Origin of the sequence: Streptomyces pactum (genome assembly GCF_016031615.1) — a bacterium.
GTDB classification, from domain to species: domain Bacteria; phylum Actinomycetota; class Actinomycetes; order Streptomycetales; family Streptomycetaceae; genus Streptomyces; species Streptomyces pactus.
On record NZ_JACYXC010000001.1, the window covers coordinates 1,026,396 to 1,050,786 of the forward strand.

General features: G+C 71.3%; 26 protein-coding genes, 1 tRNA gene and 1 pseudogene. 17 read left to right on the plus strand and 11 right to left on the minus strand.

Annotated features, from left to right (window positions below; genetic code table 11):
* The first annotated feature begins 331 nt into the window (after positions 1-331).
* Both IHE55_RS04060 and IHE55_RS04065 read left to right on the plus strand, forming a co-directional pair.
* The gene (locus IHE55_RS04060) at positions 332-1,066 is read left to right on the plus strand and encodes a dienelactone hydrolase family protein (protein ID WP_197987760.1); all 735 of its coding nucleotides are present in this window, start codon (positions 332-334) and stop codon (positions 1,064-1,066) included.
* Between the two features lie 434 nt (positions 1,067-1,500).
* Positions 1,501-1,779 carry a hypothetical protein gene (locus tag IHE55_RS04065; protein WP_197987761.1) on the plus strand — a complete coding sequence of 93 codons (279 nt, stop codon included), beginning with the start codon at positions 1,501-1,503 and terminating at the stop codon, positions 1,777-1,779.
* Positions 1,780-1,801: 22 nt separating this feature from the next.
* Here IHE55_RS04065 and IHE55_RS04070 read toward each other — a convergent pair whose 3' ends face one another.
* Genes IHE55_RS04070 through IHE55_RS04080 form a run of 3 tightly spaced genes read right to left on the minus strand, consistent with a single transcriptional unit; the run spans position 1,802 to position 4,408 of the window.
* Positions 1,802-2,677, minus strand: a complete 876-nt coding sequence (locus tag IHE55_RS04070) for a WbqC family protein (RefSeq protein ID WP_197987762.1) — start codon at positions 2,675-2,677, stop codon at positions 1,802-1,804.
* A complete protein-coding gene (locus tag IHE55_RS04075; RefSeq protein ID WP_197987763.1) occupies positions 2,622-3,287 on the minus strand; it encodes a YdcF family protein in 666 nt (221 codons plus the stop codon). The genes IHE55_RS04070 and IHE55_RS04075 overlap by 56 nt, the downstream gene beginning before the upstream one ends.
* Positions 3,288-3,304: 17 nt before the next feature.
* Positions 3,305-4,408, minus strand: a complete 1,104-nt coding sequence (locus IHE55_RS04080; protein ID WP_197987764.1) for a helix-turn-helix domain-containing protein — start codon at positions 4,406-4,408, stop codon at positions 3,305-3,307.
* A gap of 157 nt (positions 4,409-4,565) precedes the next feature.
* Between IHE55_RS04080 and IHE55_RS04085 the strand changes: the two genes are divergently transcribed.
* The 6 genes from IHE55_RS04085 (at position 4,566) to IHE55_RS04115 (ending at position 8,434) form a co-directional block, all read left to right on the plus strand.
* The gene (locus IHE55_RS04085; RefSeq protein ID WP_197987765.1) at positions 4,566-5,006 is read left to right on the plus strand and encodes a hypothetical protein; all 441 of its coding nucleotides are present in this window, start codon (positions 4,566-4,568) and stop codon (positions 5,004-5,006) included.
* Positions 4,999-6,390: an ATP-binding protein gene (locus IHE55_RS30685; protein ID WP_232265446.1), complete on the plus strand. Its 1,392-nt coding sequence runs from the start codon at positions 4,999-5,001 to the stop codon at positions 6,388-6,390. Before IHE55_RS04085 ends, IHE55_RS30685 begins: the two co-directional genes overlap by 8 nt.
* Positions 6,391-6,486: 96 nt before the next feature.
* On the plus strand, positions 6,487-6,666 hold the full coding sequence (locus tag IHE55_RS04100; RefSeq protein WP_197987766.1) for a hypothetical protein: 180 nt from the start codon (positions 6,487-6,489) through the stop codon (positions 6,664-6,666).
* A gap of 72 nt (positions 6,667-6,738) precedes the next feature.
* A complete protein-coding gene (locus tag IHE55_RS04105; protein WP_197987767.1) occupies positions 6,739-6,990 on the plus strand; it encodes a hypothetical protein in 252 nt (83 codons plus the stop codon).
* 17 nt (positions 6,991-7,007) lie between these two features.
* Positions 7,008-7,595, plus strand: a complete 588-nt coding sequence (locus IHE55_RS32510; protein ID WP_197987768.1) for a helix-turn-helix transcriptional regulator — start codon at positions 7,008-7,010, stop codon at positions 7,593-7,595.
* A 314-nt stretch (positions 7,596-7,909) separates the two neighbouring features.
* Positions 7,910-8,434, plus strand: coding sequence for a GNAT family N-acetyltransferase (locus IHE55_RS04115; protein WP_197987769.1), 525 nt, complete (start codon positions 7,910-7,912; stop codon positions 8,432-8,434).
* On the opposite strand, the gene IHE55_RS04120 is transcribed toward IHE55_RS04115, so the two are convergent.
* On the minus strand, positions 8,429-8,671 hold the full coding sequence (locus IHE55_RS04120; protein ID WP_197987770.1) for a hypothetical protein: 243 nt from the start codon (positions 8,669-8,671) through the stop codon (positions 8,429-8,431). The two genes, IHE55_RS04115 and IHE55_RS04120, sit on opposite strands and share 6 nt — an antisense overlap.
* 122 nt (positions 8,672-8,793) lie before the next feature.
* On the opposite strand from IHE55_RS04120, the gene IHE55_RS04125 reads away from it, so the two are divergent.
* From IHE55_RS04125 to IHE55_RS04150, 6 genes and pseudogenes are all read left to right on the plus strand, one after another.
* Positions 8,794-9,813, plus strand: coding sequence for a radical SAM protein (locus IHE55_RS04125; protein ID WP_197987771.1), 1,020 nt, complete (start codon positions 8,794-8,796; stop codon positions 9,811-9,813).
* Positions 9,810-10,454, plus strand: coding sequence for a dTMP kinase (locus IHE55_RS04130; RefSeq protein WP_307826505.1), 645 nt, complete (start codon positions 9,810-9,812; stop codon positions 10,452-10,454). Before IHE55_RS04125 ends, IHE55_RS04130 begins: the two co-directional genes overlap by 4 nt.
* The gene (locus IHE55_RS04135; RefSeq protein WP_197987772.1) at positions 10,447-10,959 is read left to right on the plus strand and encodes a hypothetical protein; all 513 of its coding nucleotides are present in this window, start codon (positions 10,447-10,449) and stop codon (positions 10,957-10,959) included. The genes IHE55_RS04130 and IHE55_RS04135 overlap by 8 nt, the downstream gene beginning before the upstream one ends.
* Entirely contained in the window at positions 10,956-11,750 is a 795-nt protein-coding gene (locus IHE55_RS04140; protein ID WP_197987773.1) for an STM4013/SEN3800 family hydrolase, read from the plus strand. Before IHE55_RS04135 ends, IHE55_RS04140 begins: the two co-directional genes overlap by 4 nt.
* A gap of 18 nt (positions 11,751-11,768) precedes the next feature.
* A complete protein-coding gene (locus tag IHE55_RS04145; RefSeq protein WP_197987774.1) occupies positions 11,769-12,221 on the plus strand; it encodes an NUDIX hydrolase in 453 nt (150 codons plus the stop codon).
* 203 nt (positions 12,222-12,424) lie between these two features.
* Positions 12,425-12,900, plus strand: a pseudogene (locus tag IHE55_RS04150) (ATP-binding protein).
* 237 nt (positions 12,901-13,137) lie between these two features.
* Here the strand turns inward: IHE55_RS04150 and IHE55_RS04155 are convergent.
* A protein-coding gene (locus IHE55_RS04155) for an IS5 family transposase (RefSeq protein ID WP_197987775.1) occupies positions 13,138-14,048 on the minus strand; the annotation gives its coding sequence in 2 pieces (ribosomal slippage) (positions 13,138-13,709 and positions 13,709-14,048; 912 coding nt in all).
* Positions 14,049-14,169: 121 nt separating this feature from the next.
* On the minus strand, positions 14,170-14,292 hold the full coding sequence (locus IHE55_RS32135) for a hypothetical protein (protein ID WP_269671479.1): 123 nt from the start codon (positions 14,290-14,292) through the stop codon (positions 14,170-14,172).
* A gap of 280 nt (positions 14,293-14,572) precedes the next feature.
* Between IHE55_RS32135 and IHE55_RS04160 the strand changes: the two genes are divergently transcribed.
* Positions 14,573-15,271: a tyrosine-type recombinase/integrase gene (locus IHE55_RS04160; RefSeq protein ID WP_307826506.1), complete on the plus strand. Its 699-nt coding sequence runs from the start codon at positions 14,573-14,575 to the stop codon at positions 15,269-15,271.
* 288 nt (positions 15,272-15,559) lie between these two features.
* Here the strand turns inward: IHE55_RS04160 and IHE55_RS04165 are convergent.
* Positions 15,560-15,633 (minus strand) — tRNA-Pro (locus IHE55_RS04165).
* A gap of 172 nt (positions 15,634-15,805) precedes the next feature.
* Here IHE55_RS04165 and IHE55_RS04170 point away from each other — a divergent pair.
* Entirely contained in the window at positions 15,806-16,099 is a 294-nt protein-coding gene (locus IHE55_RS04170; RefSeq protein WP_197987777.1) for a YiaA/YiaB family inner membrane protein, read from the plus strand.
* Between the two features lie 274 nt (positions 16,100-16,373).
* Here the strand turns inward: IHE55_RS04170 and IHE55_RS04175 are convergent, their stop codons facing one another.
* Positions 16,374-17,327 (minus strand): alpha/beta fold hydrolase, encoded by a 954-nt coding sequence (locus IHE55_RS04175; protein WP_197987778.1) that lies wholly within the window; start codon positions 17,325-17,327, stop codon positions 16,374-16,376.
* A 282-nt stretch (positions 17,328-17,609) separates the two neighbouring features.
* Positions 17,610-18,479: a LysR family transcriptional regulator gene (locus tag IHE55_RS04180; RefSeq protein ID WP_197991774.1), complete on the minus strand. Its 870-nt coding sequence runs from the start codon at positions 18,477-18,479 to the stop codon at positions 17,610-17,612.
* A gap of 441 nt (positions 18,480-18,920) precedes the next feature.
* Here IHE55_RS04180 and IHE55_RS04185 point away from each other — a divergent pair, with 441 nt between their 5' ends.
* The gene (locus IHE55_RS04185; protein ID WP_197991775.1) at positions 18,921-20,198 is read left to right on the plus strand and encodes a TDT family transporter; all 1,278 of its coding nucleotides are present in this window, start codon (positions 18,921-18,923) and stop codon (positions 20,196-20,198) included.
* Between the two features lie 139 nt (positions 20,199-20,337).
* On the opposite strand, the gene IHE55_RS04190 is transcribed toward IHE55_RS04185, so the two are convergent.
* Both IHE55_RS04190 and IHE55_RS04195 read right to left on the minus strand, forming a co-directional pair.
* On the minus strand, positions 20,338-21,075 hold the full coding sequence (locus IHE55_RS04190) for a helical backbone metal receptor (protein ID WP_197987779.1): 738 nt from the start codon (positions 21,073-21,075) through the stop codon (positions 20,338-20,340).
* 466 nt (positions 21,076-21,541) lie between these two features.
* Positions 21,542-24,175 (minus strand): ABC transporter permease/substrate binding protein, encoded by a 2,634-nt coding sequence (locus IHE55_RS04195; RefSeq protein ID WP_197987780.1) that lies wholly within the window; start codon positions 24,173-24,175, stop codon positions 21,542-21,544.
* Between the last annotated feature and the right edge of the window lie 216 nt (positions 24,176-24,391).

Below are 24,391 nucleotides of genomic sequence, written 5' to 3' on the forward strand. Positions count from 1 at the left end.
CTGTTGGCTTTGTTCACGAGAACCGACAGCACCTGTACACGAGTTTGGGAGGCGTCGGCGGTGCGTCGTGTTCGATGTTCATGAGAAACGACAGCGCCAGTGCGCCCCACTTCCCGAGTGGCGGCTCTGGGGCGGCGTCACGGAAACTCCGCGAAATCCTGTTGGCGGACGAGGGTGACCACTGCTACGTTTCCGGACGCCGTGCGAGAGATCGAGGAGGTGGTACCCGTGGACGCAGTATCGACATGGGTGCTCCCCTCCGGGGTCACGGTCGGGCGATAGACAGGTCGTCCGGGAGCGCCGTTCCAGTGCACTCCCGAAAGGCACGACCATGCATTTCACTTCCGAGCAGCGCCTCGACGACGGCGCCCTCGAACGCGAATTCACTCTCGGTGAGATCCCCGGCATTCTGTGGACACCCGCATCCGCATCCGCACCGGCGCCGCTGATCCTGCTCGGCCACCCTCCTCTCGGGCTGCGCAAGATCTACCCCCGACTGGTGGCCCGGGCCCGGCATTCCGCGGCGGAGGGCTTCGCCACGGCCACCATCGAGCTCCCCGGAAGCGGCGACCGGCCCCGCCTGCCCGCCGCCGAGCAGGCCCGCGCTGACCTGCGCCGGGCCATGGAGGCCGGCGAACCGGTCAGCGACGAGATCATCGACGCCCTCATTCTCCCCCTGGTCGACAAGGCGGTCCCGGAATGGCAGGCCGCCCTGGACGCCCTCCTGTCGCTGCCCGAGATCGGCGGTCCGGTCGGGTACTCGGGGGGAGTGATCTCCATCGGGACCCGGCTGGCGGTGGTCGAGCCGCGCATCTCGGCCGCTGTTCTGTTCGCCGGGAGTTTCGTCCCTCGCGCCATGTTCGAGGAGGCCCGCCAGGTCACCATCCCTCTGCACGTCCTGCTGCAGTGGGACGACGAAGGGAACGACCGGCAGGCGGCCCTGGACCTGTTCGACGCCTTCGGCTCCAAGGAGAAGACGCTGCACGCCAATATGGGCGGGCACACCGGCGTCCCGCAGTTCGCGGGAAACGCCGCGGCCCAGTTCTTCACCCGACATCTGAAGTGAGGCCGGGCCGTCAGACCGGCAGCAGACGGTAGCTGATGTCGGCCGGCATGCCGCTCATCGAAGACAGGTACCGGCCCTCCGTAGCTCTCTGTACCGTGGGCCTCTGCTGAACTCTCGGCAGGGGCCCGTTCTGCCTGAAGTCATAAACCGTTCGATTTCTAAAGAGCTTCGAGTGCTGCCCAAACTCGTGTACAGGTGCTGTCGGTTCTCGTGAACAAAGCCATGCTGTCGGCGTACACGCGAAAGTGCTCAGGTAAGTACGGATAAGTGTGCTCAGCCGGATGTTCGCCTGTGGGCTTGTCAGAAGTTGGCGTGCGACGATCGTGCGATGGAGAGCCCCGATCCTTCGTTCCGTCGGCGCCTGCTGATGGAGTCACTCGCAGTGTTGGCGGCTGATGCCCAGACCCAGGTGGCCTGGTTCCAGGCATGCGGTGATGTCAGACGAGATCGCCCTGGACTTCGATCACGCCTTCCGCATGGCCGAGGTCCTGGTGGCCGATGGACAGCTCGCCCGCGGAGTCTTGGCTGACCATCAGGAGATCGACGTGACCCTCAGCAGGATGAGCGGTGACGAGAACGCTGATCGCTGGACAAGGGATGCACTGTGCACCGACGAGGGTTGGGCTCTGGCCCGGCGGCTGGCCCGCCGGGTTCTCGTCGCGGAACTGGGTGAATGGCAGCAGCCTCTTCCGGAGATCTCTGTCATTCGGTGACGGGCTCCGCTGATCTGGCTGGTCAGGCCACCTGGGTGTCCTGCTTAACGGCGGCGAGCAAGCTTCTAGGCGGCTCCGATGCCCAAGTCTCCTCCAGTATCTGGCCGCGTGCGTTGCGGGAACCGGCCTCGAACGCCGCCTTGAGGGCGCGGAGCCTGGCGGTCAGGCCGGCGGGGCCGAGGTGGGCCAAGGCCCACAGGGAGGTGACGTGCCGGGCGGAGGCCCAAATCCCGGTGGTCGGGGGCAGGAATGGGGCGACGGCGATGTTGCGGGCGGTGAACGGGATGGGATCGAGGTAGGTCATCCCGCCGGAGCCGCACAGATAGGTGGTGGCTCCGGCGGCGGTGGTGAGGTGGGCGAGCCGCTCGGACCGGTCGGACCGGGCGGGCAGGTCGCTTGCGGTCAGGACGCGGCCTGTCCAGCCGAGGATGTCCAGCAGGATGCGGGTGGAGGTCTCGGCGACGGCGGCGGTCCGGCCGGTGTCGAACGCTGCCCAGACCGGTTCCAGAGCCTGCTGGAGGGCGGGCCAGTGAGGGCTGGCCCGGTATTCCTGGCGGATCACCGCCTCGGTCCGGCGTCGGGCCTTGGTGGGGTCGGCGATCAGAGCGTCCCGGATGGCGGTCTGGCGGCCGTGGGGCAGGTGGGTAGGGATGGACAGCCACCGGGTCTGGTGCGGGTCCTCCAGGGCGGCCAGGCGGGTGCGGTGCTGGTAGTCGCGGCGGGTGAACTGGACGTCGTCGAGGTCGATCCTGGTGTCCGCCGCGAACAGCTTGCCCAGGGTGGTCAGCCTCGGGAACAGGTTGGGCTGGTGGATCGCGCACAGCTCGCCATAGGTGGGCTGGTCAGGAGATGAGGCGGCTGGTGAAGCCGTCGCGGATGAGGGACTCGTATGCGGCATGCACGTCCTCCGGGACGTTCTGGGCGATGGCGAAGCCCTGCTTCGGATACTCGATCACTCGCTGGAGATCGCCGACGAGCATGTCCACCACGAGCTTCTCGTCGCCGATGCTCTTGAAGTAGTCGTCCAGTTCCAAAGGCTCGGACGCGCACACGATCTCGACGTCGGGCCACAGCTTGCGGGCAGTGGCGAAGGACCGCCTCTCCATGTAGGGCTTGGAGACGAGCATCACCGTCGCCGGGACGATGCCGGCGGCTGCCAGCAGGTCGCGGGTGAAGGTGATGTTCTGGCCGGTGTTCCCGGCGTTGGGCTCGACGAGGATCGCCTCGTCCGGGACGCCGAGCTCGATGGCGTGTTCGCGGAAGTGGACGGCCTCGCCGCGGGGGAAGCGGCCCTTGGTGGTGGGGCTGTTTCCGCCGGTGAACACCAGCGTCGGAAACAGGCCGCGGTGATAAAGGTCGGCGGAGGTCGCGGCGACGCCCCGGTCGTGGCTGCCCAGGCCGATCGCCACGTCGGCCTGCCGCAGCTGGTGGCCCATGAGGTGGTAGTCCCAGATCAGCTTGGCCTGGCGCCTCTGGTCCTCAGTGATGGTCTGCTGGTTGTCGCCCACTTTTGTTGTCTCCCTGGTCACCGGCTGTCGGGGCCGGACGGCCCCGTGCTCATGGCCTTGATGTTCTCGATACTGGCCAGCTGGTGGGACAGCCCGAAGCGGGCGGCCATAGTCGCGGCCTTGTCGAGGACGTGAAGGCCATCATCGCGGGTCGCGGGGTCGCTCAGCAGGATGTGTCCGTGGGCGGTGTCCAGACGGACCTTCTGCATGGGGGCGTCGGTGGTGGCGGTGCCGCGGGCGATGGTGATGAAGTGCAGGGCGGAGGAGAGGTCGCCGGCGCCTCGATGGGCCAGGGCGATCTTCTGGTGGGCCACCGACCAGTCCTCCGGCTCGGCGAGGTCCTCGAAGTCGCGGGTCGCGGCCAGCATCACGCGAGTCGCATAGTCGTGCTGGCCGTCCTTGCTCAGCGCGGTCCCCACCCACAGCCGGGATCTGGCCCGGTCCCGGCGGGAGAGCCGGTCGTCGACGGCGAGGTGTTCGTACTGGCGGGCGGCCGTCTCCAGCTTCCCGGACATCTCGGCGACCACGGCGAGGGACAGGTCGAGCTGGGCGATGCGGCGGGGGATGTCGAGCTGGGTGAACAGCGATTTGGCGGTGACATAGGAACGCTGGGCGGACAGCGGGCCAACCACGCTGCCCTGGTCGCGCTGGAGGTCACCGAGGAGGGCGGTCGAGCGGGCGAAGAGATACAGGCCCCGGTCATCTAGCCGCAGCGGGGTGAAGCGGCTGGTCCACCGGCTGATCAGGCTCTCGGCGAAAGTGAAGTCCTGCCTCGACAGGGCAACCACGGCGCGGTCGAGGTCATCGGTCCACGACTCGTACTCCCAGGCCAGCGGCCCGGCGGGCGTCACCCGCCGGCCTGCGGTCTCCGCCCCGGGCCCTCCGGCCTCGGACAGGAACGTCTCGAACCGCAGATGGGCCGCGGCGTCCGCGCGGGCCAAGGCCGTGTCGAGGATCGCCTGGGTGTCCGGCCGGGGCTCGGTTAGCGCCTGGAACTTCTCCCACTTGGAGACGGTCCGCACGCCGACACCGAGGTGTTCGGCGAACGCGCGAACGCTCAGCCGCAGCGCGAGGCGGAGTGCCTTGGCCTCCAGCCCGGTCCAGTGGTGCACGGTCGCCACACGTCGCTCCCTTCCCGCCGTCATCGAAGCACGTCCGACCGGGGTGGGGTGACGCAAGTGCAACGGAAGTGCAGCAGACGGTCATTCCCCGGTGGTTGGGGCCGGGCCAGGCTGACCGGTGACAGCAGTTGCCGGACTTTCTGGATGGTTGCGGACGATGGAGCCCCTCACCGAGCATCGCGGCGTCAGCGGCCCGGTCGTCTATGGCTTGCTGAGGCTGGTGAAGGTCTCCGCAACCCGCCAGGCCGCCCTGCACGACGCTCTGGCCGAGTACTGCCGCCGACACGAGCTTGTCCTGCACGGGGTCTTCATCGAACGGACGGCCGGCACCAATTGGTCGGTCGCGTTCACCGGTCTTCTGGACGTCCTGGACCTGCACGACACCTACGGCGTCGTCCTGCCCGCCCTCTCCCACCTGGGGACGAAGGCGATAGCCGCCGCCCGGCAGACGCGGATCACCGCCTCCGGCGCCCGGCTGCTGCTGATCCGCGGTGCCCGCTCGGCCGACTCCGGCCCCGCTGGGCACAGGCCGGACCAAGCACGCCACCGCAGTCCCGACCCCGCTCTGGACCACGACACCCGAGGCACCCATGCCTGAAGCGACGCAGCTGTTCTTCGACCACCGACCCGAATCGGTCAAAGCGGCACGTGACTTCATCACCCGGACGCTGAGGACCTGGGGCCTGGACGACAACGGCGACATCCGCCTGGTCATCTCTGAACTCGCCACCAACGCACTCACGCACGGCACCGAAGCCGAGCACGGCTTCCTCGTCCGCGTGCAGGCCCAGACCGACGGGATCCGTCTGGAAGTCCACGACAGCCACGACGTCCGCCGCCCCCTTCCCGAACCCGCCGAACCGGACGCGGAAGCCGAGACTGGCCGGGGCCTGGTGATCGCCGCCGCCCTCGCCGCCCGCTGGGGCGTCGATCCTCGCCAGCCGCACGGGAAGATCGTCTGGTCCCACTTCCCCACCGCCCCGCTGACTCCCGTTCCGGGACGGGCAGGAGGTCTGGACGTGCTGACCCGCAGCGCCCTGACAACCGGCCCAGGCACCGGGCTACTGGCCCTCACAGGGCACCTGGACCCGGCCCGTCTCCCCGGACGGAGAGCCGGCCGCTATCTGCTGCGGGCCCGTCGGCTCGGCCGAACCAGCCACTACACCCCCGACTCGATCGAGGCCCGCATGCGGCATCTCTCGGCCTCGTCACGCCGGGCTTGGACGGTGACCGGAATGGGACCCTGCGGAGGCCGAGGAAGGAAGTTGATAACGGTGGAGAACTTCCGTCACCCGCAGGAACGTGGCGGGCTCATGCATCGATCCCGGGTCAGTTGGTCCCCATCACGAAACAAGCGAGAGCCAGCGAACAAACGCCGTGCTCCCCTCGCTATTCGGAGGCACACCCTGTCCCAGGCACTACCCCCGCGTAACAGGCTGATGCTCGCCACGACACCCAATGCCGTGGGCTTGGCACGGCTGCACACCGCCGACGTCCTCTCGTCCTGGCGCGTGCCTTCCGACATCGTGAAAATAGTGCAGCTCGTCGTCTCGGAGTTGACCACCAATGCTGTGGAGCACCCCAAAGAGGGCGATAAGCCGGTCTCGCTGTTCTCGCCACATAGCAAGGTGCACACCTTCGAGTTGCTGCTGGAAATGGCCCCCGAAGCAGTCAGAGTGTCGGTATGGGACCGCGACGATCGGCCGCCCCTGCTGAAGGAGGTCGGGGTCGAGGCGACGAGCGGACGAGGGATCTTCCTGGTCGCGACGATGAGCAAGAACTGGGGCTACTACCCGGCCCGGGATCTACCCGGAAAGGTCGTGTGGGCCGATATCAGTCTCGTCCCCACGAGCCACCTCCATGAGATCGAAAGAGAGCAGTTCCCGAGCCGCCCTTCGTCGTCCGGGCGCAGGGTTCCCCGGGCCGAGCGAGTGGACCCGCATCTACTCGGCCGCGTGCTCGCCGGTGTCAGAAGCCTCTGATTCGTGGTCTTGATCGCCTATCTCCACCGCCGCCGCGAGCGTCGCCGGCCCTCTGCTCGTGGTCTCCCTGTCCTCGCTACCGAAGGAGTCTTCCTCGTGACTGCATTACATGTACTCGTCTGGTCCGTGATGAAGGACGAGCACCTGGCGAAGGCCGGCGCGCACGTGGCCTCCCTGCGCCCGGACGTGTGGCTCGCCCAAGAGATTCTCCCGCGCCACGTGGCCCCGTTCGAGCTGGCGACGAACATGCGCTGCTACCTGGCAGCAGCGACGTAGCGCCCGGGCCAGCCCCGCTGCTCCGCCGCCCCCGTCTTCCCCTCCCGCTCGATCGCAGGAGACCTCTCCGTCATGACCACCGACCCGCCTACCCTCCCCGACGACACGTCGCTGGCCGGCTGGGACCACTGGTACGCCACCGGCGGGAACTTCCGCCCTCTGATCGACACGGGGTTGAACCGGCTCACCGCCCGGACTGGCCCCGGGGCGGAGGAGGTGGCGGTGGAGGACGGTTCGATCCCCGAGCCGGCGGACGGTTGGCACAAGGCGGGCCGGTACACCCTGGGCCGCCTGGCCTGCCTGGTGCTGCGCACCGCTCCGTGACCCGGCAAGGAGTTTCCGTGAGCAGAATCGACGTCACCGTGCACGGCGCCGACCCGCTGCTTCGAGCGGGCCTCAAGACCGTGCTGACCCAGATCCCCGAGCTGCGGCACGTCGAGGAGAACAGCCCGAGGGCCGGCACCGCGGTGCCCGTGGTGGCCGTCGGCCTGATCACGGCCGAGTCTCGCGCGGTCGTCGCCTCCAGCGCGCAGGGGCGCGCCTGCGTGCTGGTCGCCTCGGAGGTCACCGCCGCGCACCTGCCGGCACTGGCCGGCAGCGGGGTTCGGGGCGTCGTGGACCGGCAGGAGGCAGAGCACGGAGCCCTGCTGCGGGCTGTGCGGGCCGTGGCCACCGGAGGCGGGACGCTGCCCGACTCACTGACCGCTCAGCTCCTCTCCCTGCCGCAGACCCAGATGACGATGACCGAGCGGGAGATACGCGTCCTGCGCCTCATCGCGGAGGGCTGCGAGACCGTGGACATCGCATCCGCCCTGGCCTACTCCGTGCGGACGGTCAAGACCATCGTCTACGACGTGTCCGTGCGACTGGGCGCGCGGAACCGCTCGCACCTGGTGGCTATGGGTTTCCGCGCCGGCTACCTCACCTGATCCGAACCGTCACACACCTCACCCGGAGATGCCATGTCCACACCCGGTGCGGGACCCGCTGTCACCGCGCTGACCGGCCGCCACAAGGAGCATGCGGTGGGTGCGCTGCGCGATCTACGGCTGGCGCCCGGCCAAGTACGCGGAGCACGAGTGCGGCTGGCACTCGGTGCGCACCACCCGCGGCCACGGCGGGCTGCGCCATCTGATGCAGGTCCCCACGACAGGGCAACGCCTGGCGGCCGCCCCATCGGAGGGTTTGGATGTATGTGATGCGCGCGGCGGGCCCTGCGGACCGGCCTGCCCTGAACCGGCTGATGAGCGCTCGCCCAAGGAACTGGCCCGGCAGCGGCGGGCCGCTGTTCACCGGCGCGCGGGACCTGGCCGGCGACAGCGAGGACGGCTACCCGCTGGCGTGGGTGCTTGTCGAGGACGCTCGGCTCCTGGGGTGCACCGTGATGCTCTCCACCACCCCGGTGGTGGGCTGGACCGATGAGGAGCGGGCCGAGCCCGCGGTCGTGCTCAGCGGCACCTGGACCCACCCCGACTACCGCCGCGACCGCCTGGGGCGTCTGATCGTGCGGTGGGCGGAGGACCACGCCGCTCGCCGCGGCGTGAAATGGGTTCGGTGCACCGTGTGGTCCATGCGGCTGGTGTACTACCTGGCCGACCTGGGCTGGAGCGTGGTGCGTCAGGCGGGTCACTGCGAGCGGCACCCGGAGATCCTCATGCAGTGCCGGCCCCGGCGGCATCCGGGGCTGAGTGCCCTGGTGGCCGAGGTCAGCCCCGCCCTGGCGCCGGAGAACCCCGTCGCCACCAGTGCAGAACGAACCGTGTCATGAATCCGCGGCCAGCTCGATCCGCGATGGGAAGAGGACCACGTCGCCGGCGGTGTGCACGCCGTGCATCCGGGAGTCGGTGGCGGCGCGCCGGCGCTGCGCAGGGCACGGGTCGCCGCGCTGGGCGGATACGTCCGGTCCAGGAGTGGCCGGTGTCGTCCACGATCCGCAGACGCTGCGGCCGGTCCCGGCAGCCGCCGGGGGCGGGGCCGGCTTGGTGTCCTGTTCCGTCCCCTTCATCACCTTGCGCGATGTCGTCCCCGTAACCGACGTGGGCGCCGTCACCTGTAGAGCTGCCGCTCGGAGCTGGCGGTACCGACCCAGCTCCGAACGGCCCCCCGCCGACACCTCATGGAGGACCGATGACGGTGATCGACACGGCGCAACCCGCCGTTGATTGGACCGCCCTGCACAACTTCGACGCCTTGCGTGGCCAGTTACGGGTCTCGCTCACCCCTCGGTGCAACATCGCCTGCTGGTTCTGCCACAACGAGGGCGACGTCCCCCCGCCCGCGACCCGGGCCGACCGGGAGCAGCAGCCGCGCAGCCGTGTGCTGGAGCCGGCCGGCTTCGTGTCCGTCATCACGACGCTGATGGACGCCGGCTTGAAGCGGGTGTACTTCACCGGGGGTGAACCGCTGACCTCACCTCATGCCCGGCCGGTCCTTGAGCAGCTCCCCGCAGCGAAACCCGGCGGCTCGTACACGCTCATCACCAATGGCACGCACGTCCGCACCCACCGGTCCTGGCTGGGCCACACGCCGGTGAACAGGGCGAAGGTCTCCTTGCACTACTTCTCCGACGAGTCGTTTCGCGCGATCGCCCAGACGCGGCTGGGCATCGCCACCGTGTTGCAGGGCATCGAGACCGCACGTGAGCTGTTCGAGACCGTCGAGCTGAACTGCCTGCTGCTGAAGGAGAACGAGCACGAGGTCCGCAGCATCGTGGACTTCGCTGTGGAGCGCCGGCTGCCGGTGCAGTTCATCGAACTGGTCGGCACCGATTTCAACAGCCGGCGCGCCGGCTGCGCCGTGCCGGCCGACGCGATCGTGAAGCACCTGCGCACCCTGACCCGGCACGAGCACACCAACGTCGCCGGGGTGGGCCAGGGCCGGCGGATCTTCCTCGTGGACGGAATCCGGATCGAGGTCATTCATCGAAACCTGGGTCGGCACCACGTCGGGCAGTGCGGCACCTGTCCGGTGCGGAAGCGGTGCGTCGAAGGGTTCTGGGCGCTGCGCCTGGGTCACGACGGCGGTCTCCAGCCCTGTCTGCTGCGGGAGGACCTGCGGATGCACGTCACCGATCTGCTCCACGACCCGCAGCGGCTCGCCGAAGCCGTCGCCGATCACGTCACCGCTTTCACCGAGGGGGTCCTGTGAAGCTGCCGCACGCCTACCAGCCGATCACCGGTCACCGGTACCAGGGGCCGTTCGTGGTCCTGGAGGGGGTCTCCGGTATCGGGAAGTCCACACTGGCCGGCGTTCTGGCCGGCCGGCTGCGCGCCACCTCGATCCACACCCTCACCAGGCCGCACACCGACTGGTCCGCCGCCGTCAACGCACGACTCCGGGCCCTGCCGCAGTTCGCGTTCTACCTCTCCGGCCTGCTGCACACCTCCGACTCGGTGCGGCAGTGCCGCACCATCGGGCCGGTGATCGCCGACCGCTACGTCTCCTCGGTCCTGGCCTGCCACAGCGCCGTCCACCGTGTGCCCGTCGATGACGTCGCCGCCCTCCTGGTCCCGTACCGTGGCTACCTCGACACCCCCGACCTCACCTTCTATCTGCGCTGTTCGGAGCAGGTGCTGCGCCGGCGTATGGAGACCAAGGGCAAGGAACAGGTGCTGAGCCCCGATGACCTTGCGCTGTTCGGTGTCGATGGCCGCCTCGACCGGCTGCTGCGCAACTTCGAGCGGGTCGCGGACGAGGACCCGACCGCCGTGGTGATCGACACCGACGGCAAGACACCAGGCACGCTCGCCGACGAGGTCCTGGCGCACGTGGAGGCCCGGCGTGCTTAACCCGATCGATCCCCACGCCGTCATCCGAGACGGTGGCGCGGTGGGCAATTACCCCTGGCCCGTCCACACCGGTGTGGCCTGGTGGATGGGCTCCTGCTTCGTGGTGGTGGCCGAAGCCCGGCGCCTGGTCGCCGGCCACGACGGGCATGCCGTCAGCGCGAGCATGCACGAGCGACTGTGCCGCGGAGCGGTCAACGCCCAGCACTATGCGTGCGAGGTTCTCGACGCCGGAGCCGTCAGCGAGACGGAGCTGCTGACCGCGATGAAGCGGCACGGCACGGCGCCCGGCGCCTGGATCACCACAACCCCCGGCGCGCCGCCGGACGCCCTGGTCCACGTGACCTTGTACGACCGGGAGGGCAACCGGCTCACCGAAGAATCCGGCCTGGCCACGATTCGCAGCATGATCGCCCAGGATCGGGTGCCCCTCCCCGTCAACGAGCAGGCCCGCGGCCGTGTCCGTTGCCTGCCCCGTCCTTCGACCGGTAAGGAGAACCATCGGTGATCAAAGCCGCTGAGATCGTCCACTCCGGTACCAGCATCCTGTTCGTCACACTCGACTCCCTGCGGTGGGACGTCGCCCAGTCCGCCTTGGCCGAAGGGCTGACCCCGGGCCTCGCCGGCCTGCTGCCGACCGGTGGCTGGGAGCGGCGGCACACACCGGGAAGCTTCACCCTGCCGGCGCACATGGCCTTCTTCCACGGCTTCCTGCCCAAGCTGCCGCAGCCCACCCAACCCCCGCGGCTGTGGGAGTGCCGCCCCCCGGCGTTCAAGACGGTTCCACCGGAGACGTTCGTCTTCGAAGCCCCCAGCCTCCTGAAAGGGTTGCGGATGCACGGATACCGCACCATCTGCGTCGGCGGGGTCACCTACTTCTCCCGGCAGACACCTCTGGGCCACGTTCTGCCCGACCTGTTCGACGAGGACCACTGGCGGACGGAGTTCTGCTCCCCCGAAAGGGACTCCGCCCGCCACCAGGTTGACCACGCCCTGGAACTCGCCGAAACGCACCGCAGCCGTCCCCTGCTGCTGTTCGTCAACATCTCCGCCACCCACGTCCCCCACGGCCACTACCTCGGCGACAGCACCGACACCTGGCAATCCCAACACGCCGCTCTCGCCTACGCCGACCCCCACCTGTCCCGCCTGATCACCACTCTCACCAGCACGCAGCGGTGGCTGATCATCGTGTGTGCCGACCACGGCGACGCCTTCGGCGACGACGGCTACCACGGACGGGGCATCGCCCACCCCAGCGTGATGACTGTCCCGTTCACAGCCATGGTGCGCTCATGACCGTTAGCCTCGCCCGTCATGAGCGACGAAGACCCCGAGCCCCTCCGCGACGCCTCTGTCGTGGTGGCCCGCGACGCGGACGGCCTGGTGGCCTTGCTGAGCGCATGGTTCCCCCGCCAAGGCGGTGAGTACCTCTTCCTGCCCGGCGGCCGACGAGAAGAAGGCGAAACACCCCTGAGGTGCGCACAACGGGAGCTGCAAGAAGAAGCGGGGATCACCGCCACGACGTGGCACCCGCTGGGCGCCTTCGCCATCACTCTCAGCACCACCGCCCGCGTCCATCTGTTCGAAGCGCGAGACCTCACCTGCGGCCCCCAGCAGCTCACCCCGACCGAGCGGGACTTCAAACTCAGCTGGTGGCCGCTGCAAGACGCGATCGACGCAGCCACCAAGGGCCGCTTCATCCTGCCTGCCGGCCCGCTGGCGCTGCTGCTCGTCGATCGCGCCGAACACAACGCCCCCGACAATTAACTGGCGCTTCCGCAGAGGCCGCCACCGTTCCACCTCGCTCCACCCGGATGCCCGCTCGTCCACACTGCCTCGCCTCTTCGCCCGATGGACGTACCCCGGAGGGATGCCGTCGGAAACAATCTTTCCCTTCGGGAGACTGCGGTGAAGTTTCGAGGGTACGCGGGCAGGGCAAGAACAGGTGCTTCAGGCGCAAGGCGGACTGTATGGACCCGGCTGGGCAGGACGAGAGCCAGCAGCCGCTCGTGGGCCGCCTCATATCGGTCTCTGCGGTCTTCGAGGACAGCGAGGAGATAGCCCTCGCCCGTGACCTGGCCCGTTCCTTCCTGGCGGACGTCCAAGCCGTGCACGGGCTGCCGGTGTCCGGGCGGGCGATGGGCATGGTGCAGCTGGTCGTGAGCGAGTTGGTGACCAACTCCCGCAATACGCTTCCAGCCCGTGCCTGTTGACCCTGGAAGTCAACGAAGGCGCCATCGAGATCAGCGTGTGGGACAGCAACACCGCGCTGTCTGCGGTCCTGGCCACCGACCCGGGCCGCATCGGGCAGCACGGGCTGGAGATAGTCATGGCCGTCTGCCAAAGCTTCGCCGTCCACCGCGAACCGGTGGGCAAGCGCATCACCACCACCATCGGGCTGGCCGACGACCCCGGCGGAGCCCCGGCTGGCCGCCAGCCCTCCTGACCCGCCCGGCCGGAGGCGTTCACCCCCGTCAGCAGTAGCCACCCGGCCCCACACGCTCCTTCGGAAGTGCGCGCAGCGGGCTGGCGAACAAGGCCTTCAAGACCGTGGAGCAGGTGGTGACCGATTACGTCAGGCACGCCGTCGAGGACGTCGCGGGTGCTCCGAAAGCGGGTCCTCCTGGACCCGTGACCGATGTCAGCGGCTCCTGGAACCATGCCTTCGTCCGAGACAGCCGCATTAGGACCTGTCTGACAAACGATCTCGGGATGGTTCGCGGAGCCAGAGGATGAGCGAGGCGAGTTGGACTCCAGCCCTGTAGCGGGCGGCCAGTTTGTCGAACCGAGTGGCGATCGCGCGGAACTGCTTGAGGCGGTTGAAGCAGCGTTCGACCACGTTGCGGGCCTTGTAGAGCTCGCGGTCGAACGCCGGCGGCCTGCCACCGGCCTGGCCGCGCCGCAGCCGGTTGACCTTCTGGTCCGCCCGTTCCGGGATCACGGCCTGGATGCCCCTCCTCCGCAAGGCCTGGCGGATCGCCCGTGACGAGTACGCCTTGTCCGCGATGACCGCATCGGGCCTGCGGCGAGGCCGTCCGGGGCCCGTGCGAGGCACCCTCAGCCCGTCCAGGACTGCGTCGAAGACCGTGGAATCGTTGACGTTGCCCGGCGTGACGACGACGGCCAGTGGCAGGCCCCGGCCGTCGCAGGCGAGGTGTACCTTGGTGATCAGCCCGCCGCGTGACCGGCCGAGCGCCTGGCCGGCCGGCGGACGTGGCCGATCTTCCAGTTCGTCCCCCGCCGCCGCCCCCTTTTGCGGGCGCCGGCGGCGTGCTGGTGGGCCCGGTTGACTGTGGAGTCGACCGACACGGTCCACTCCACGGCTCCGACGGAGTCGTCCCGGACTTGGACCTGCTCGAGCAGGCGGGCCCAGGTACCGTCCGCCTCCCAGCGGGCGAACCGCTCATAGACCGTCTGCCACGGCCCATAGCGCTCCGGCAGGTCACGCCACGGGGCACCCGTCCGCAACCGCCACAGCACCCCGTTGACGACCTGCCGGTGATCCCGCCACGACCGCCCACGTCCATCAACACCCGGCAGCAGGGGCGCTATCCGCTCCCACGCCGCATCCGTCAGCTCACCACGACCCACCACAAGATCAATTATCAGACAGGTCCTAGCACGAACTCGGGCTCGCCAGTGGTTCCAGAACGCACGGAGACGTCCTAGCGCTCGACGGAGATCGGTCTTGGGTGGTGCGGAACCTCAAAGGGCATCAGTGCTCCCGCCACTTCGCCGCTGGAGCCCTCAGGCCGTCCTCGCCGCTGCCCTGCGATGCCCTGCCCTTGGAGCGGCCGGGCGCCCATGCGCCGGACACGTCACCCAGGCCATCCTGCATGCCCTGGCCGTGGGACGACCGGAAGCAGGCCGCCACTGCCTCATGCAGCTCTGACTCTGCCACTATGCACTTATGACGGTCGAACCGAAGAGAAGCAAAGAGACTGCAAAGCCTCTGCGATAGCGCAGGTCAGAAAGGGTGGTCCCCGCGCAGGCGGGGGTGGTCCGCGGAGCGGCCGGCCGCCGCGGTACGCGTCGGTGTGGTCCCCGCGCAGGCGGGGGTGGGTCGGTCCTCGCGCGGCTTGAGGCTATGGATCGCCGACGGGGTGGGCCGGTCTTCGGTGAAGAACAGCCTCGCGGTCCTGGTACGGGTGATGGAGCAGGCCGTACGTGACGGCATCATCACCCTGAACCCGGCGCGGGTCGTCGGCTGGCAGTCGGAGTACCAGAAGGCCGAGGACGAGCTCGACGACCCTCGCTCCCTGGCCCTCACGGACTGGACCGCCCTCACAGCGCTGGCGGACGCGCTGGTGGAGCGGTCATACCAGCAGTTCGCCGGGTGGGGCAGCGTGGTGATCTTCGCTGCCGCCACAGCCGCTCGGATCGGCGAGGTCTCCGGTGTCCGCGTGAAGGACATCGACCCGGTCAACTGGATCTGGACCGTCCGTCGCCAGACCACTCCCGCCCCTGGCGGGCTGATCGACAAGGGCACCAAGGGCAAGATGGCCCGTCGTGTCCCGCTGATCGAGGAGGTGCGACCGATAGTGGCCCAGCGTCTCCTGACAGCCGGCCCCGACCCCAACGCGCGGCTGTTCACCGGGCGCGGGGGCGGCCGGATCTCCACCGCGGTGCTGCGGGACGCCACCCACTGGGACGAGGTGGTGACCAAGCTCGGCTACGAGCATCTGCGCCGCCACGACCTTCGCCACACCGGCCTCACGTGGATGGCCGATGCCGGAGTCCCTCTGCACGTGCTGCGGATCATCGCCGGACACGGCTCGCTGATGACCACCCAGCGGTACCTGCATCCCGATCTCTAGGCCCTGACGAGGGCGGGGCAGTCGCTCAGTGCCCATCTGTCCGGTGCGGCAGCCCCGTCGAAGGCGCTGGCGGCTACGCTCCGGGCCTTGTAGAAACCACACAACCCACCGCGAATCGGAAATGATCTTGGCCCCCAGAGAACAGCCTCTGATCAGGGCTTTTTCCGAGGCGTGGTCCCCAAGGGGTCCCCGGCCGCCTGACCAGGCATCACTTTGATGGCCCGTCAGTACACAAGAAAAGGCCCCCTGGCCTGGGATTTCTCCCGGCCGGAAGGCCCTTTCGCACCGTCGGGACGACAGGATTTGAACCTGCGACCCCTTGACCCCCAGTCAAGTGCGCTACCAAGCTGCGCCACGTCCCGGTGCCGATTCGGCTCGGGGCTTTTTCTTTCCCCTCGCCGACCGCGCATGAGAACAATACCGCACTTCAGGGGGTGCTCGCCTCCACCCCCGTCCAGGCGGGGGCGGACGGACTCAGGGCGGGTGAGTAGGAGTACTCATGCGGGGCGGTCACCGGGCGAGCACGCTACGCACATGACGACTCCATCCATCCAGCGGCCGACCACCACCGCCTTCTTCATCCAGGCCGCGATCTCGTTCGGGGTGTCCCTGGCCGCGGTGGCGTACGGCATCGCCAAGCTGCCCGTCGGGGCGTGGGAGCGGGGTTTCCTCGCGCTCGGGCTGGTCTTCGTCGTGACGTCGAGCTTCACGCTCGCCAAGTGCGTACGGGACCGCCAGGAGGCGGAGGAGGTGACCAACCGGGTGGACAAGGCCAGACTCGACAAGCTGCTGATCGAACAGGACGTCTTCAAGCCGGACGGCATCTGACCATCCCGGCGCCGCCGGCGGGCTGGCGAGTGGCCGCCAGGGGCCGGAGGGGCCCGGCGGGCGCCGGCCGGGGCCGGGGGCCGGGGGAGGGCAGGAAGAGGAGGAACGGGGGGCGGGGCGGGCCGGGGGCCGAAGGGCCGGGCCCGCCCCGCCGCGACCGGCCCGGGCCGGTCCAGGCCGGGCCCGCCCCGCCGCAGCCGGGTCAGGCAGCCGGCCCAGGCACGCCCCCGCCGTGAGCGGCCCCGGCGGCCGGTCCAGGCCCGCCGCGGCCGGGTCAGGCCCGCCGCTCGGTGCGGGCGTCGAGCCAGGCCAGCAGGTCCTGCTGCACCTCGTCCCGGTTGGTCTCGTTGAGGATCTCGTGCCGGGCCCCGGGGTAGCTCCGCCAGCTGAGGTCCCGGGTGCCCAGGTACCGGAAGTCCTCCAGCAGCTCGTAGACGAGGGTCATCCGCTGGTTGCAGGGGTCCTCCGTACCGGCCGCGATGTGGACCGGCAGGCCGACCGGGACGCGGGCCAGGTTCCGCGGGTCGTTGATCTTGCGCACCGCGCGCACCCAGTCCAGCGACAGGCCCGCGCTGAACGGGAAGCCGCAGGCGGTGTCGGCCGCGTACCGGGCCACCTCGGTGGAGTCCCGGGACAGCCACTCGAAGCCGGTGCCGAACTCGTACGGGTCGTTGAACGAGGCGAAGAGCGTCGGCAGGAAGGTGGACAGGGCGTCCCGGCCGCGCTCGGCGATCTCCCGCTCTATGGTGGCGATGATCTCCTCCAGCTCCGCCGCCGGCAGGGTCCGGAAGGTGCCGGAGAGGATCAGCCCGGACAGATCCTCGCCGTGCTCCTGGGCGTAGTCCCGGGCCAGCATCGACCCCATGCTGTGACCGAGCAGGAACAGCGGCACGCCGGGGTGCTCGGCGCGGGCCCGGTCGCCGATGCCGCGCAGGTCGGACACCATGTCCCGCCAGCTGTCCCGCTCCCCCACGATCCCGTGGCCGCCGGTGCTCGCGGCGGTCCCGCCGTGCCCTCGGTGGTCGGAGGCGATCACCAGGTAGCCGTGGCCGGCGAGGAACCGGGCGAACCTGCCGTAGCGCCGGGCGTGCTCGGCGGCACCGTGCGCGATCTGGACGACGGCGCGCGGCTGCCCGCTCTCCGGCAGCCAGCTGTACGTCGCCACGCGTACGCCGTCGGGGGCGTGGTGATGGCCGGTGAGGTCGGGGTTGGTGCCGGTGGCGGGCATGCCGTGTCGTCTCCTGGAACCGTCGGGATGATGGGGGATGGGGGGTTGGGACGAGGTCGGGGATGGCGGGTGCAGGGGCGGACGGGTTCGGGCTACCGGAAGCCCACTCTCTCCTCACGGAGCCCGGTTGGCCAGGGGCCGGGCACCACGCGGAACCGGTGGAGGCGGCCCTCGGCGTCCGGTGGGCGGGGCCGGCGGGGTGTGCGGTGGGCGGGGCGAGGGGTGTCGGATTCCGGACACGGTAGACGCCTGCGCCCCGCGCCGCGGTTCCGCGGGGACCGCTCAGTCCCCGGAACGGGTCAGGCCGAGCAGGTCGCGGGCGGGGCCCTCGGGGCGCTGCCCGGCCGGCCAGACCGCGCGCAGCTCGCGCCGCAGCGCCACCCCCTCCACCGGGATCTCCACCAGCCGCCGGGCGGCCAGTTCCTCGCCGACCGCGAGCACGCTGAGCACGGCCGGCGCGGCGCCGTCCACCGCGGCGGCCTTCACCGCCGTGGTGGAGGCCAGTTCCAGGAGCGGTTCGGCGAGGCCGCCGTGGCCGGCGAGGGCGGCGTCCAGGACCTGCCGGGTGCCCGATCCCCGCTCCCGCAGGACCAGGGGCGCGGCGGCCAGCTCCGCCGGGCTCACCGGGGTACGGCGCCGAGTCCACGGGTGGGCCGGCGCGACGACGACCACCAGCCGGTCGCGGCCGACGACCGCGCCGTCCAACCCCCGGGGCACCTCCAGCCCCTCGACGAACCCGAGGTCGGCCTCCGCGGCGAGGAGCCGCCCGGCGACCGCGGCCGAGTTCCCGGCGATCAGCGAGACGGCGGTGCCGGGGCGGTGGGCGCGCAGCGCGATCAGCCACCCCGGCAGCAGGTACTCGGCGATGGTCATGCTGGCCGCGACCCGCAGCCGTGAGTCGCGGCGGCCGCGCAGGGCGTGCACCCCGGCGTCGAACGCCTCGGCCGCCTCGACCACCCGCCGCGCCCAGTCGGTGACCAGCGCGCCCGCCTCGGTGAGCCGGGAGCCGCGCGGGGAGCGCTCCACCAGGGGCACCCCGAGCCGCCGTTCCATGGCCCGGATCCGGCTGCTGGCCGCCGGCTGGGTGATGCCCAGTTCCTGGGCGGCGCGGCCCAGGCTGCCCAGCCGGGCGACGGCGAGGAGCAGTTCCATCGCGCCCAGGTCGGGGACCCGGTGGGCCAGCGGGGTGCCGGGCTCGGCGCCACGGTCGCGGCCGGCCGGTCCGGAGGGCGGCCCGGCGGCGGCCGGATTCCCGGACGGTCCGGGCGCGGTCCCGGACGGTTCCGTGACGGGGGCGGTGGACCGGCCGGACGGGTCGGGGGCGGTGTCCTCGGCCACTCCGGCGACGCCGGCCGTTCCGAGGGCGTCGGCCGTTCCGGGGGGCGCCGGGGGTCCAGGGGACGCCGGGGGATCCCGGCGGCCGAACGGGCCGGGGGCCGCGGGTTGCGACCGGGTACCGGCCGGGTCCCGGTCGCCCTGGGTGGTGCTCATAAATCCAGCTTATGTGCTCATAGGAAATGATCCCTGGTGGGAGCGGTGGCGGCCCGGAAGGCTGCGGGACATGACGCTCGCACCTCCGCCGCCCGCTCCCCCATCGCCCCCCCATCGCCCCCCGTCGCTCCCGTCGCCCCCGCCGTCCACCGGTGGCACGACGGGGTGCGCCGGGTGGGGCCGAACTGGTACGCGGTGGTGATGGGCACCGCCATGGTGGCGACCGCCGGGGAGGTGCTGGGCGATCCGCCCGGGGTCCGGCCGGTGCGGCAGGGTGTGTGGCTGCTGGCCGTGGGGGCGCTGGCGGTGGTGGTGGCCGCACGGGCGGCGCACTGGCGCCGGTATCCGGAGGTGGCCCGCGCCCAGCTCCTGGACCCGGCGGTCGCGCCCTTCCACGGCTGCGCGGCGATGGCGCCGCTCGCGGTCGGAGCCGCCACCCTGGCGGTCGGGGCGGACGTGGTGGGCCGCGGGCCGGCGGTGGCCGCCGCCGCGGTGCTGTGGGCGGTCGGCACGGTCGCCGCGCTGGTCGTGGCGGCCGGCATCCCGTACCTGATGATCGCCCGGCACCGGATCGGGGTGCGGGACGCCTCTCCGGTGTGGCTGCTGCCGGTGGTGGCGCCCATGGTGTCGGCGGCGACCGGGCCGGCGCTGGCGCCGTGGCTGCCGGCCGGGCAGTGGCGGGCGTCCCTGCTGCTGGGGTGCGGTGCGCTGTTCGGGGTGAGCCTGGCCGCCGTACTGCTGCTCCTGCCGCTGATCTTCGCCCGGCTGCTCCGGTTCGGGCCGCCCCCGGCGGCGTCGGCCCCGGCGCTCTTCCTGGTGCTGGGGCCGCTCGGCCAGTCCGCCACGGCCGCCGGGCAGTTGGCCGACGCCGCGCCGCGGGCCGCGCGCGCCGGGTACCTGGCGGTGGCGTACGGCGTTCCGGTGCTGGGGTTCGCGCTGCTGTGGCTGGTGCTCGCGGGCGCGCTGGTGCTCCGCTCGGCACGCGGCGGGCTCCCCTTCGGCCTGGGCTGGTGGGCCTTCACCTTCCCGGTGGGCACCTGTGTGACCGGTACGGCCGCCCTCGCCCGGCACACCGGGCTCCCGGCGCCGGCCTGGCTGGCGGCCGGGCTGTACGCGGTGCTGGTAACGGCCTGGACGGTGGTGGCGGCCCGCACCGTTCGCGGGCTGGCGAACGGCACCCTGCTCGCTCCGCCGGGCGCGGCGGGCGGGACCGGCCCGGTGGCCGGCGGCCCCGGTGCGCCGCGGGACCGGGCGGCCGGCGGCCCCGGCGGGGCGCGGCGCCCGGCGGACGCGCCCGGCACGGCCGCGGACCGGCCCGCCGCCCCCGGCGACCGGAGCGGTCCGCCGGAGCCGGCGCCGGTGACCGCGGGTGTGGGGTGAGGCGGCACCGCGGGACCGGACGCGGCGGGCCGCGCCGTCCGGCGGGAGGGCCCGGTCATCCGGCCGCCCCGGTCGGCGGAGCGGCCCCGAAGGATTCGCGGGCGACCGGGTCCGTCGGCGGGTCGCGGTCCCCGGCCGGTCAGCGCGCCGCGGCCAGGGCCTCGGCGAGTACCCGGGGGGCCTCCACCAGCGAGGGTCCGTACCAGGTCAGATGGCGTCCGCCGACGAGCGCGGCGGGGATGCCGGGGAACGCCTCGGGGCCGTCGTCCGCCGTGAAGCGGTACGGCTCGTCCGGCAGCACCACCAACTCCGCGCCGGCGGCGTTCAGTTCGGCGAGCGGAATCCTGGGGTAGCGCTCGGGGTGGTCCCGGTGGACGTTGCGCACCCCGAGCCGGGCGAGCAGATCGCCCGCGAAGGTGTCCCGTCCCAGCACCATCCAGGGGCGCCGCCAGACCGGGATCACCGCGCGCCGTTCCGGGCCGGCCGGGCGCACCTCCCGCCACGCCGCCTCCGCCTCGTCCAGCCAGCCGGGCCGCGGCAGGCCGCAGCCGTCCACCAGCACCCGGTGCAGCTCGGCGAACGCCTGCTCCAGGCCGCGCACCTCGGTGACCAGGACGCGCAGTCCGGCGGCGCGCAGGGCGGCGAGGTCGGGCTCGCGGTTCTCCTCCTCGTTGGCGAGGACCAGGTCCGGGGCGAGGGCGGCGATCCGCCCGGTGTCCGGGTTCTTGGTGCCGCCGACGCGCACCGCGTCCAGTCCGGGCGGGTGGCTGCACCAGTCGGTCACCCCGGCCAGCAGCCCGGGATCGGTCGCCGCCACCGCCTCGGTGAGGGAGGGCACCAGGGACACCACGCGCCGTACCGCGCCACGCCTGCTCATCCGCCCCACCGTACGGCGCCGGCGGGCGGACCCGCAGCCCTGCGCCGGGTACGGACGCCGCGCGCCGCTGCGCCCCCGCCGGGCGGGGCGTCCCCGGTCCCGGCTGGACGACGGGCCTCCCTGTCCGGCCGGGCCGGCGGGCAACCGGCCCGGCCGGACGAGGAGGCACCCCCGGCCGGGCGCCCCTGCTCCCCCGCCGGACGAGGACGCGCCCCCGGCAGGGCGCACCGTCGGGCGGGCTTACCCCGGCTCCCGGCCCGGCGCCGAGGCACCTCACCCGCCCCCGGGGCGCACGGCCGACGGTCCCGCGCCCCGCTCGGGCGGCAGGGCGCACGCCCGCCGCCCCGCGCCGCGGTACGGTCGCGCCCGCCCCGCCGGAAACGGCGCTGCCGCCGGTGCGTACCGGCGGCAGCGCCCGGGGCGGCGGGAAGGCGCCACCGGCGGGACGGGTGGGGGACGGGTGGGGTCAGGCGGTGACCGGCGCCATCCGGTCCACGATCCCCGGGTGGGCGTCCATCCAGGTCCGGACGCCCTCCTCGACGTTCCCCTTCCCGGCGTCCTGGACCGCCTGTTCCAGGCCGGCCAGTTCCTCCTCGGTCATGTGCCAGTTCTTGAGCCAGCCGTGGAACTCGGGGAACTTCTCCGGGAACGACCTGTGCCCCAGCGAGTGGATGCGGTTGTTGTCCCCGAAGGCCTTGTGCGGGTCGGCCAGCTTGGTCAGCCGGTACTTGCCGTACGCCCAGTGCGGCGTCCACAGGGCCACCGCGATGGGCTCCTTCCGGGCGTAGGCGCGCTGGAGTTCGGCGAGCATCGCCGGGGTGCTGCCGTCCACCACGCGGTACTCGTCCGCCAGGCCGTAGGTGTTCAGCACCTTCTTCTTCAGCAGGTTCATCTGACCGGTGCCCGGCTCGATCCCGATGATCTTGCCGTCGAAGGTCTTCGCCTTGCCCTTGAGGTCGGCCAGGGTCTTCACGTCCTTGACGTACGAGGGCACCGCGATCTCCAGCGACGTCCGGTCGTACCAGGGACCGATGTCGACGAGGTTCTTCTTGTACCGGTCCCAGTACTGCTTCTGGGCGGCCGGCAGCCAGGCGTCGAACTCCACGTCGATCTGGCCGGCGCTCATGCCGGTGAACATCGAGCCGACGTCGTACTGCCGGACGGACGGCTTGTAGCCGCGGCGCTCCAGGACGTTCTTCCACAGGAAGGTGGTGGCGACGTCCTCGTCCCAGGGGAAGTAGCCGATGTGCGGCGCGGCGCCGGCCTGCTTGCCGGGCCGGTCCGCGGTGCCGCCGGCGCCCTTCACCGGGGCCACCTTGTCCACGAAGCCGGGGTTCTTCTCCAGCCAGGCGCGCACGCCCTGCCGCTGGTTGCCCTTGCCGGCCTCCTGGATCTCCGCCTCCAGGCCGGTGAGCTGCTTCTCGGTCAGCTTGAAGTCCTTCATCCACCGGGCGACCTCGGGCTCCTGCTCGGAGAATCCCTTGCGCGCCAGGGTGTGGATGGAGTCGCCGGAGCCGAACGCGCCCTGCGGGTCCTTCAGCTTGGTCAGGTCGTAGGTGCTGTAGGCCCAGTGCGGCGACCAGAGGGTGACCGCGACCGGCTCCTTCTTCGCGTAGCTGCGCTCCAGCTGGGAGAGCATGCCGGCGGTGGAGCCCTTGACCAGCTGGTACTCGCCGTCGAGCCCGTAGCCGGGGAGGACCTTGTCCTGCATCAGCTTCATCTCGCCGGCGCCCGGCTCGATCCCGATGATCTTGCCGCCGAAGGTCTTCCCCTTGCCCTTGAGGTCGGCCAGGGACTTCACGTCCTTGACGTACGAGGGCACCGCGACCTCCAGCGAGGTCTTGTCGTACCAGGCGCCCAGGTCCTCCAGCCGGTCGTGGTACCGCTTCCAGTACGCGTCGTGGGTCACCGGCAGCCAGGAGTTGGTCTGCACGTCGATGTCGCCGGCCGCCATGCCCGTGTAGAGGGCACCGACCTCGTACGCCTTGGCCTCGGGCTTGAAGCCGCGCTGGCGGAGGACCTCCTGCCACAGGTGGGTGGAGGCGACGCCCTCGTCCCAGTTGATGTAACCGATGCTGATCGAGCGGCCCTTGCCGACGTCGGCGGTGACCCGGTCGCCGTCCTCGTCGTCGCCGCCGAAGACGTTCAGGCCGCCGGCGGCCAGCGCCAGCACGATGACGCCGACCATCGCGACCGAGGTCGCCGGGCGCCAGCGGAGCACGTTCCGGCTCCCGGCCGCCGCGGCGTTCTGCTTCGCCAGCGCCCGCCGGCCCAGCGGCGAGACCCGCTGGTTGAGCGCGCCGGTCATCCGGTCCAGGTACATGGCGAGGATGACCACCGCGATGCCGCCCTCGAAGCCCAGCGCCACGTCCACGGAGCTGATCGCCTCGAAGACCGAGGAGCCCAGGCCGCCGCCGCCGACCATGCCGGAGATGACCACCATGGACAGCGCCAGCATGATCGCCTGGTTGACGCCGGCCATGATGGTGGGCAGCGCCAGCGGCAGCTGGACCCGGGTCAGGGTGCGGCGCGGTGTGGTGCCGAACGCGTCGGCGGCCTCCACCAGCTCCCCGTCCACCTGGCGGATGCCGAGTTCGGTCATCCGTACCCCGGGCGGCATGGAGAAGATGATGGTGGCGATGATGCCGGGGACGACACCGACCCCGAAGAAGAAGATGCCGGGGATCAGGTAGACGAAGGCCGGCATCGTCTGCATGAAGTCCAGTACCGGCCGCAGCACCGCGCTGACCACCCGGTTCCGGGACGCCCAGATGCCCAGCGGGACCGCCACCGCGAGGGTGATGGCGCCGGCCACCAGGACCAGCGACAGGGTCTCCATCGCCTCGTCCCACTGCTCGATCGAGTCGATGAGCGCGAAGCCGGCGAAGGCGAGGACCGCCGGCAGCAGCCCGCGCAGCCACCAGGCGAGGACCGCGAGGATGCCGGTGAGCAGCAGCGGGTGGGGCGCGGCGAGCACCTGGTGCACGCCGTCGTACATGCCTTCGACGACGGTGGAGATGAAGTCGAAGAGCCAGTCGAAGTGGTCGCGGAGGAAGTTGACGCCGGAGTCGATCCAGCTTCCGAGTTCGAGCCTAGGCACCGGCGGTCACCTTGTCCTCCGGGGTGTCCAGGCCCTTGCCGTCGCCGGCGTCCCGCCCCTTCGCGGGCGCGGTCGCGCCCCGGGCGCCCGGTGGTCCGCCGCGGGCCGGGTTCCGTGCGCCGGCCCCGCTCCGCGGGGTGACGACCTTGGTGCGGGTGCGGGCGTCCGGGGCGGCCGGCCGCTCCGGGCGGGCCGCCGGCGAGGGCGCCGCCTCCC

Excerpts from the sequence above, each read along its gene's own strand:
- IHE55_RS04060 (WP_197987760.1), top strand. The coding sequence starts at position 332 with ATGCATTTCACTTCCGAGCAGCGCCTCGACGACGGCGCCCTCGAACGC.
- IHE55_RS04065 (WP_197987761.1), top strand. The coding sequence starts at position 1,501 with ATGTCAGACGAGATCGCCCTGGACTTCGATCACGCCTTCCGCATGGCC.
- IHE55_RS04070 (WP_197987762.1), bottom strand. The coding sequence starts at position 2,677 with ATGCCGCATACGAGTCCCTCATCCGCGACGGCTTCACCAGCCGCCTCA.
- IHE55_RS04085 (WP_197987765.1), top strand. The coding sequence starts at position 4,566 with ATGGAGCCCCTCACCGAGCATCGCGGCGTCAGCGGCCCGGTCGTCTAT.
- IHE55_RS30685 (WP_232265446.1), top strand. The coding sequence starts at position 4,999 with ATGCCTGAAGCGACGCAGCTGTTCTTCGACCACCGACCCGAATCGGTC.
- IHE55_RS04105 (WP_197987767.1), top strand. The coding sequence starts at position 6,739 with ATGACCACCGACCCGCCTACCCTCCCCGACGACACGTCGCTGGCCGGC.
- IHE55_RS04115 (WP_197987769.1), top strand. The coding sequence starts at position 7,910 with ATGAGCGCTCGCCCAAGGAACTGGCCCGGCAGCGGCGGGCCGCTGTTC.
- IHE55_RS04120 (WP_197987770.1), bottom strand. The coding sequence starts at position 8,671 with ATGAAGGGGACGGAACAGGACACCAAGCCGGCCCCGCCCCCGGCGGCT.
- IHE55_RS04125 (WP_197987771.1), top strand. The coding sequence starts at position 8,794 with ATGACGGTGATCGACACGGCGCAACCCGCCGTTGATTGGACCGCCCTG.
- IHE55_RS04145 (WP_197987774.1), top strand. The coding sequence starts at position 11,769 with ATGAGCGACGAAGACCCCGAGCCCCTCCGCGACGCCTCTGTCGTGGTG.
- IHE55_RS32135 (WP_269671479.1), bottom strand. The coding sequence starts at position 14,292 with ATGCAGGATGGCCTGGGTGACGTGTCCGGCGCATGGGCGCCCGGCCGC.
- IHE55_RS04170 (WP_197987777.1), top strand. The coding sequence starts at position 15,806 with ATGACGACTCCATCCATCCAGCGGCCGACCACCACCGCCTTCTTCATC.
- IHE55_RS04175 (WP_197987778.1), bottom strand. The coding sequence starts at position 17,327 with ATGCCCGCCACCGGCACCAACCCCGACCTCACCGGCCATCACCACGCC.
- IHE55_RS04180 (WP_197991774.1), bottom strand. The coding sequence starts at position 18,479 with ATGGAACTGCTCCTCGCCGTCGCCCGGCTGGGCAGCCTGGGCCGCGCC.
- IHE55_RS04190 (WP_197987779.1), bottom strand. The coding sequence starts at position 21,075 with ATGAGCAGGCGTGGCGCGGTACGGCGCGTGGTGTCCCTGGTGCCCTCC.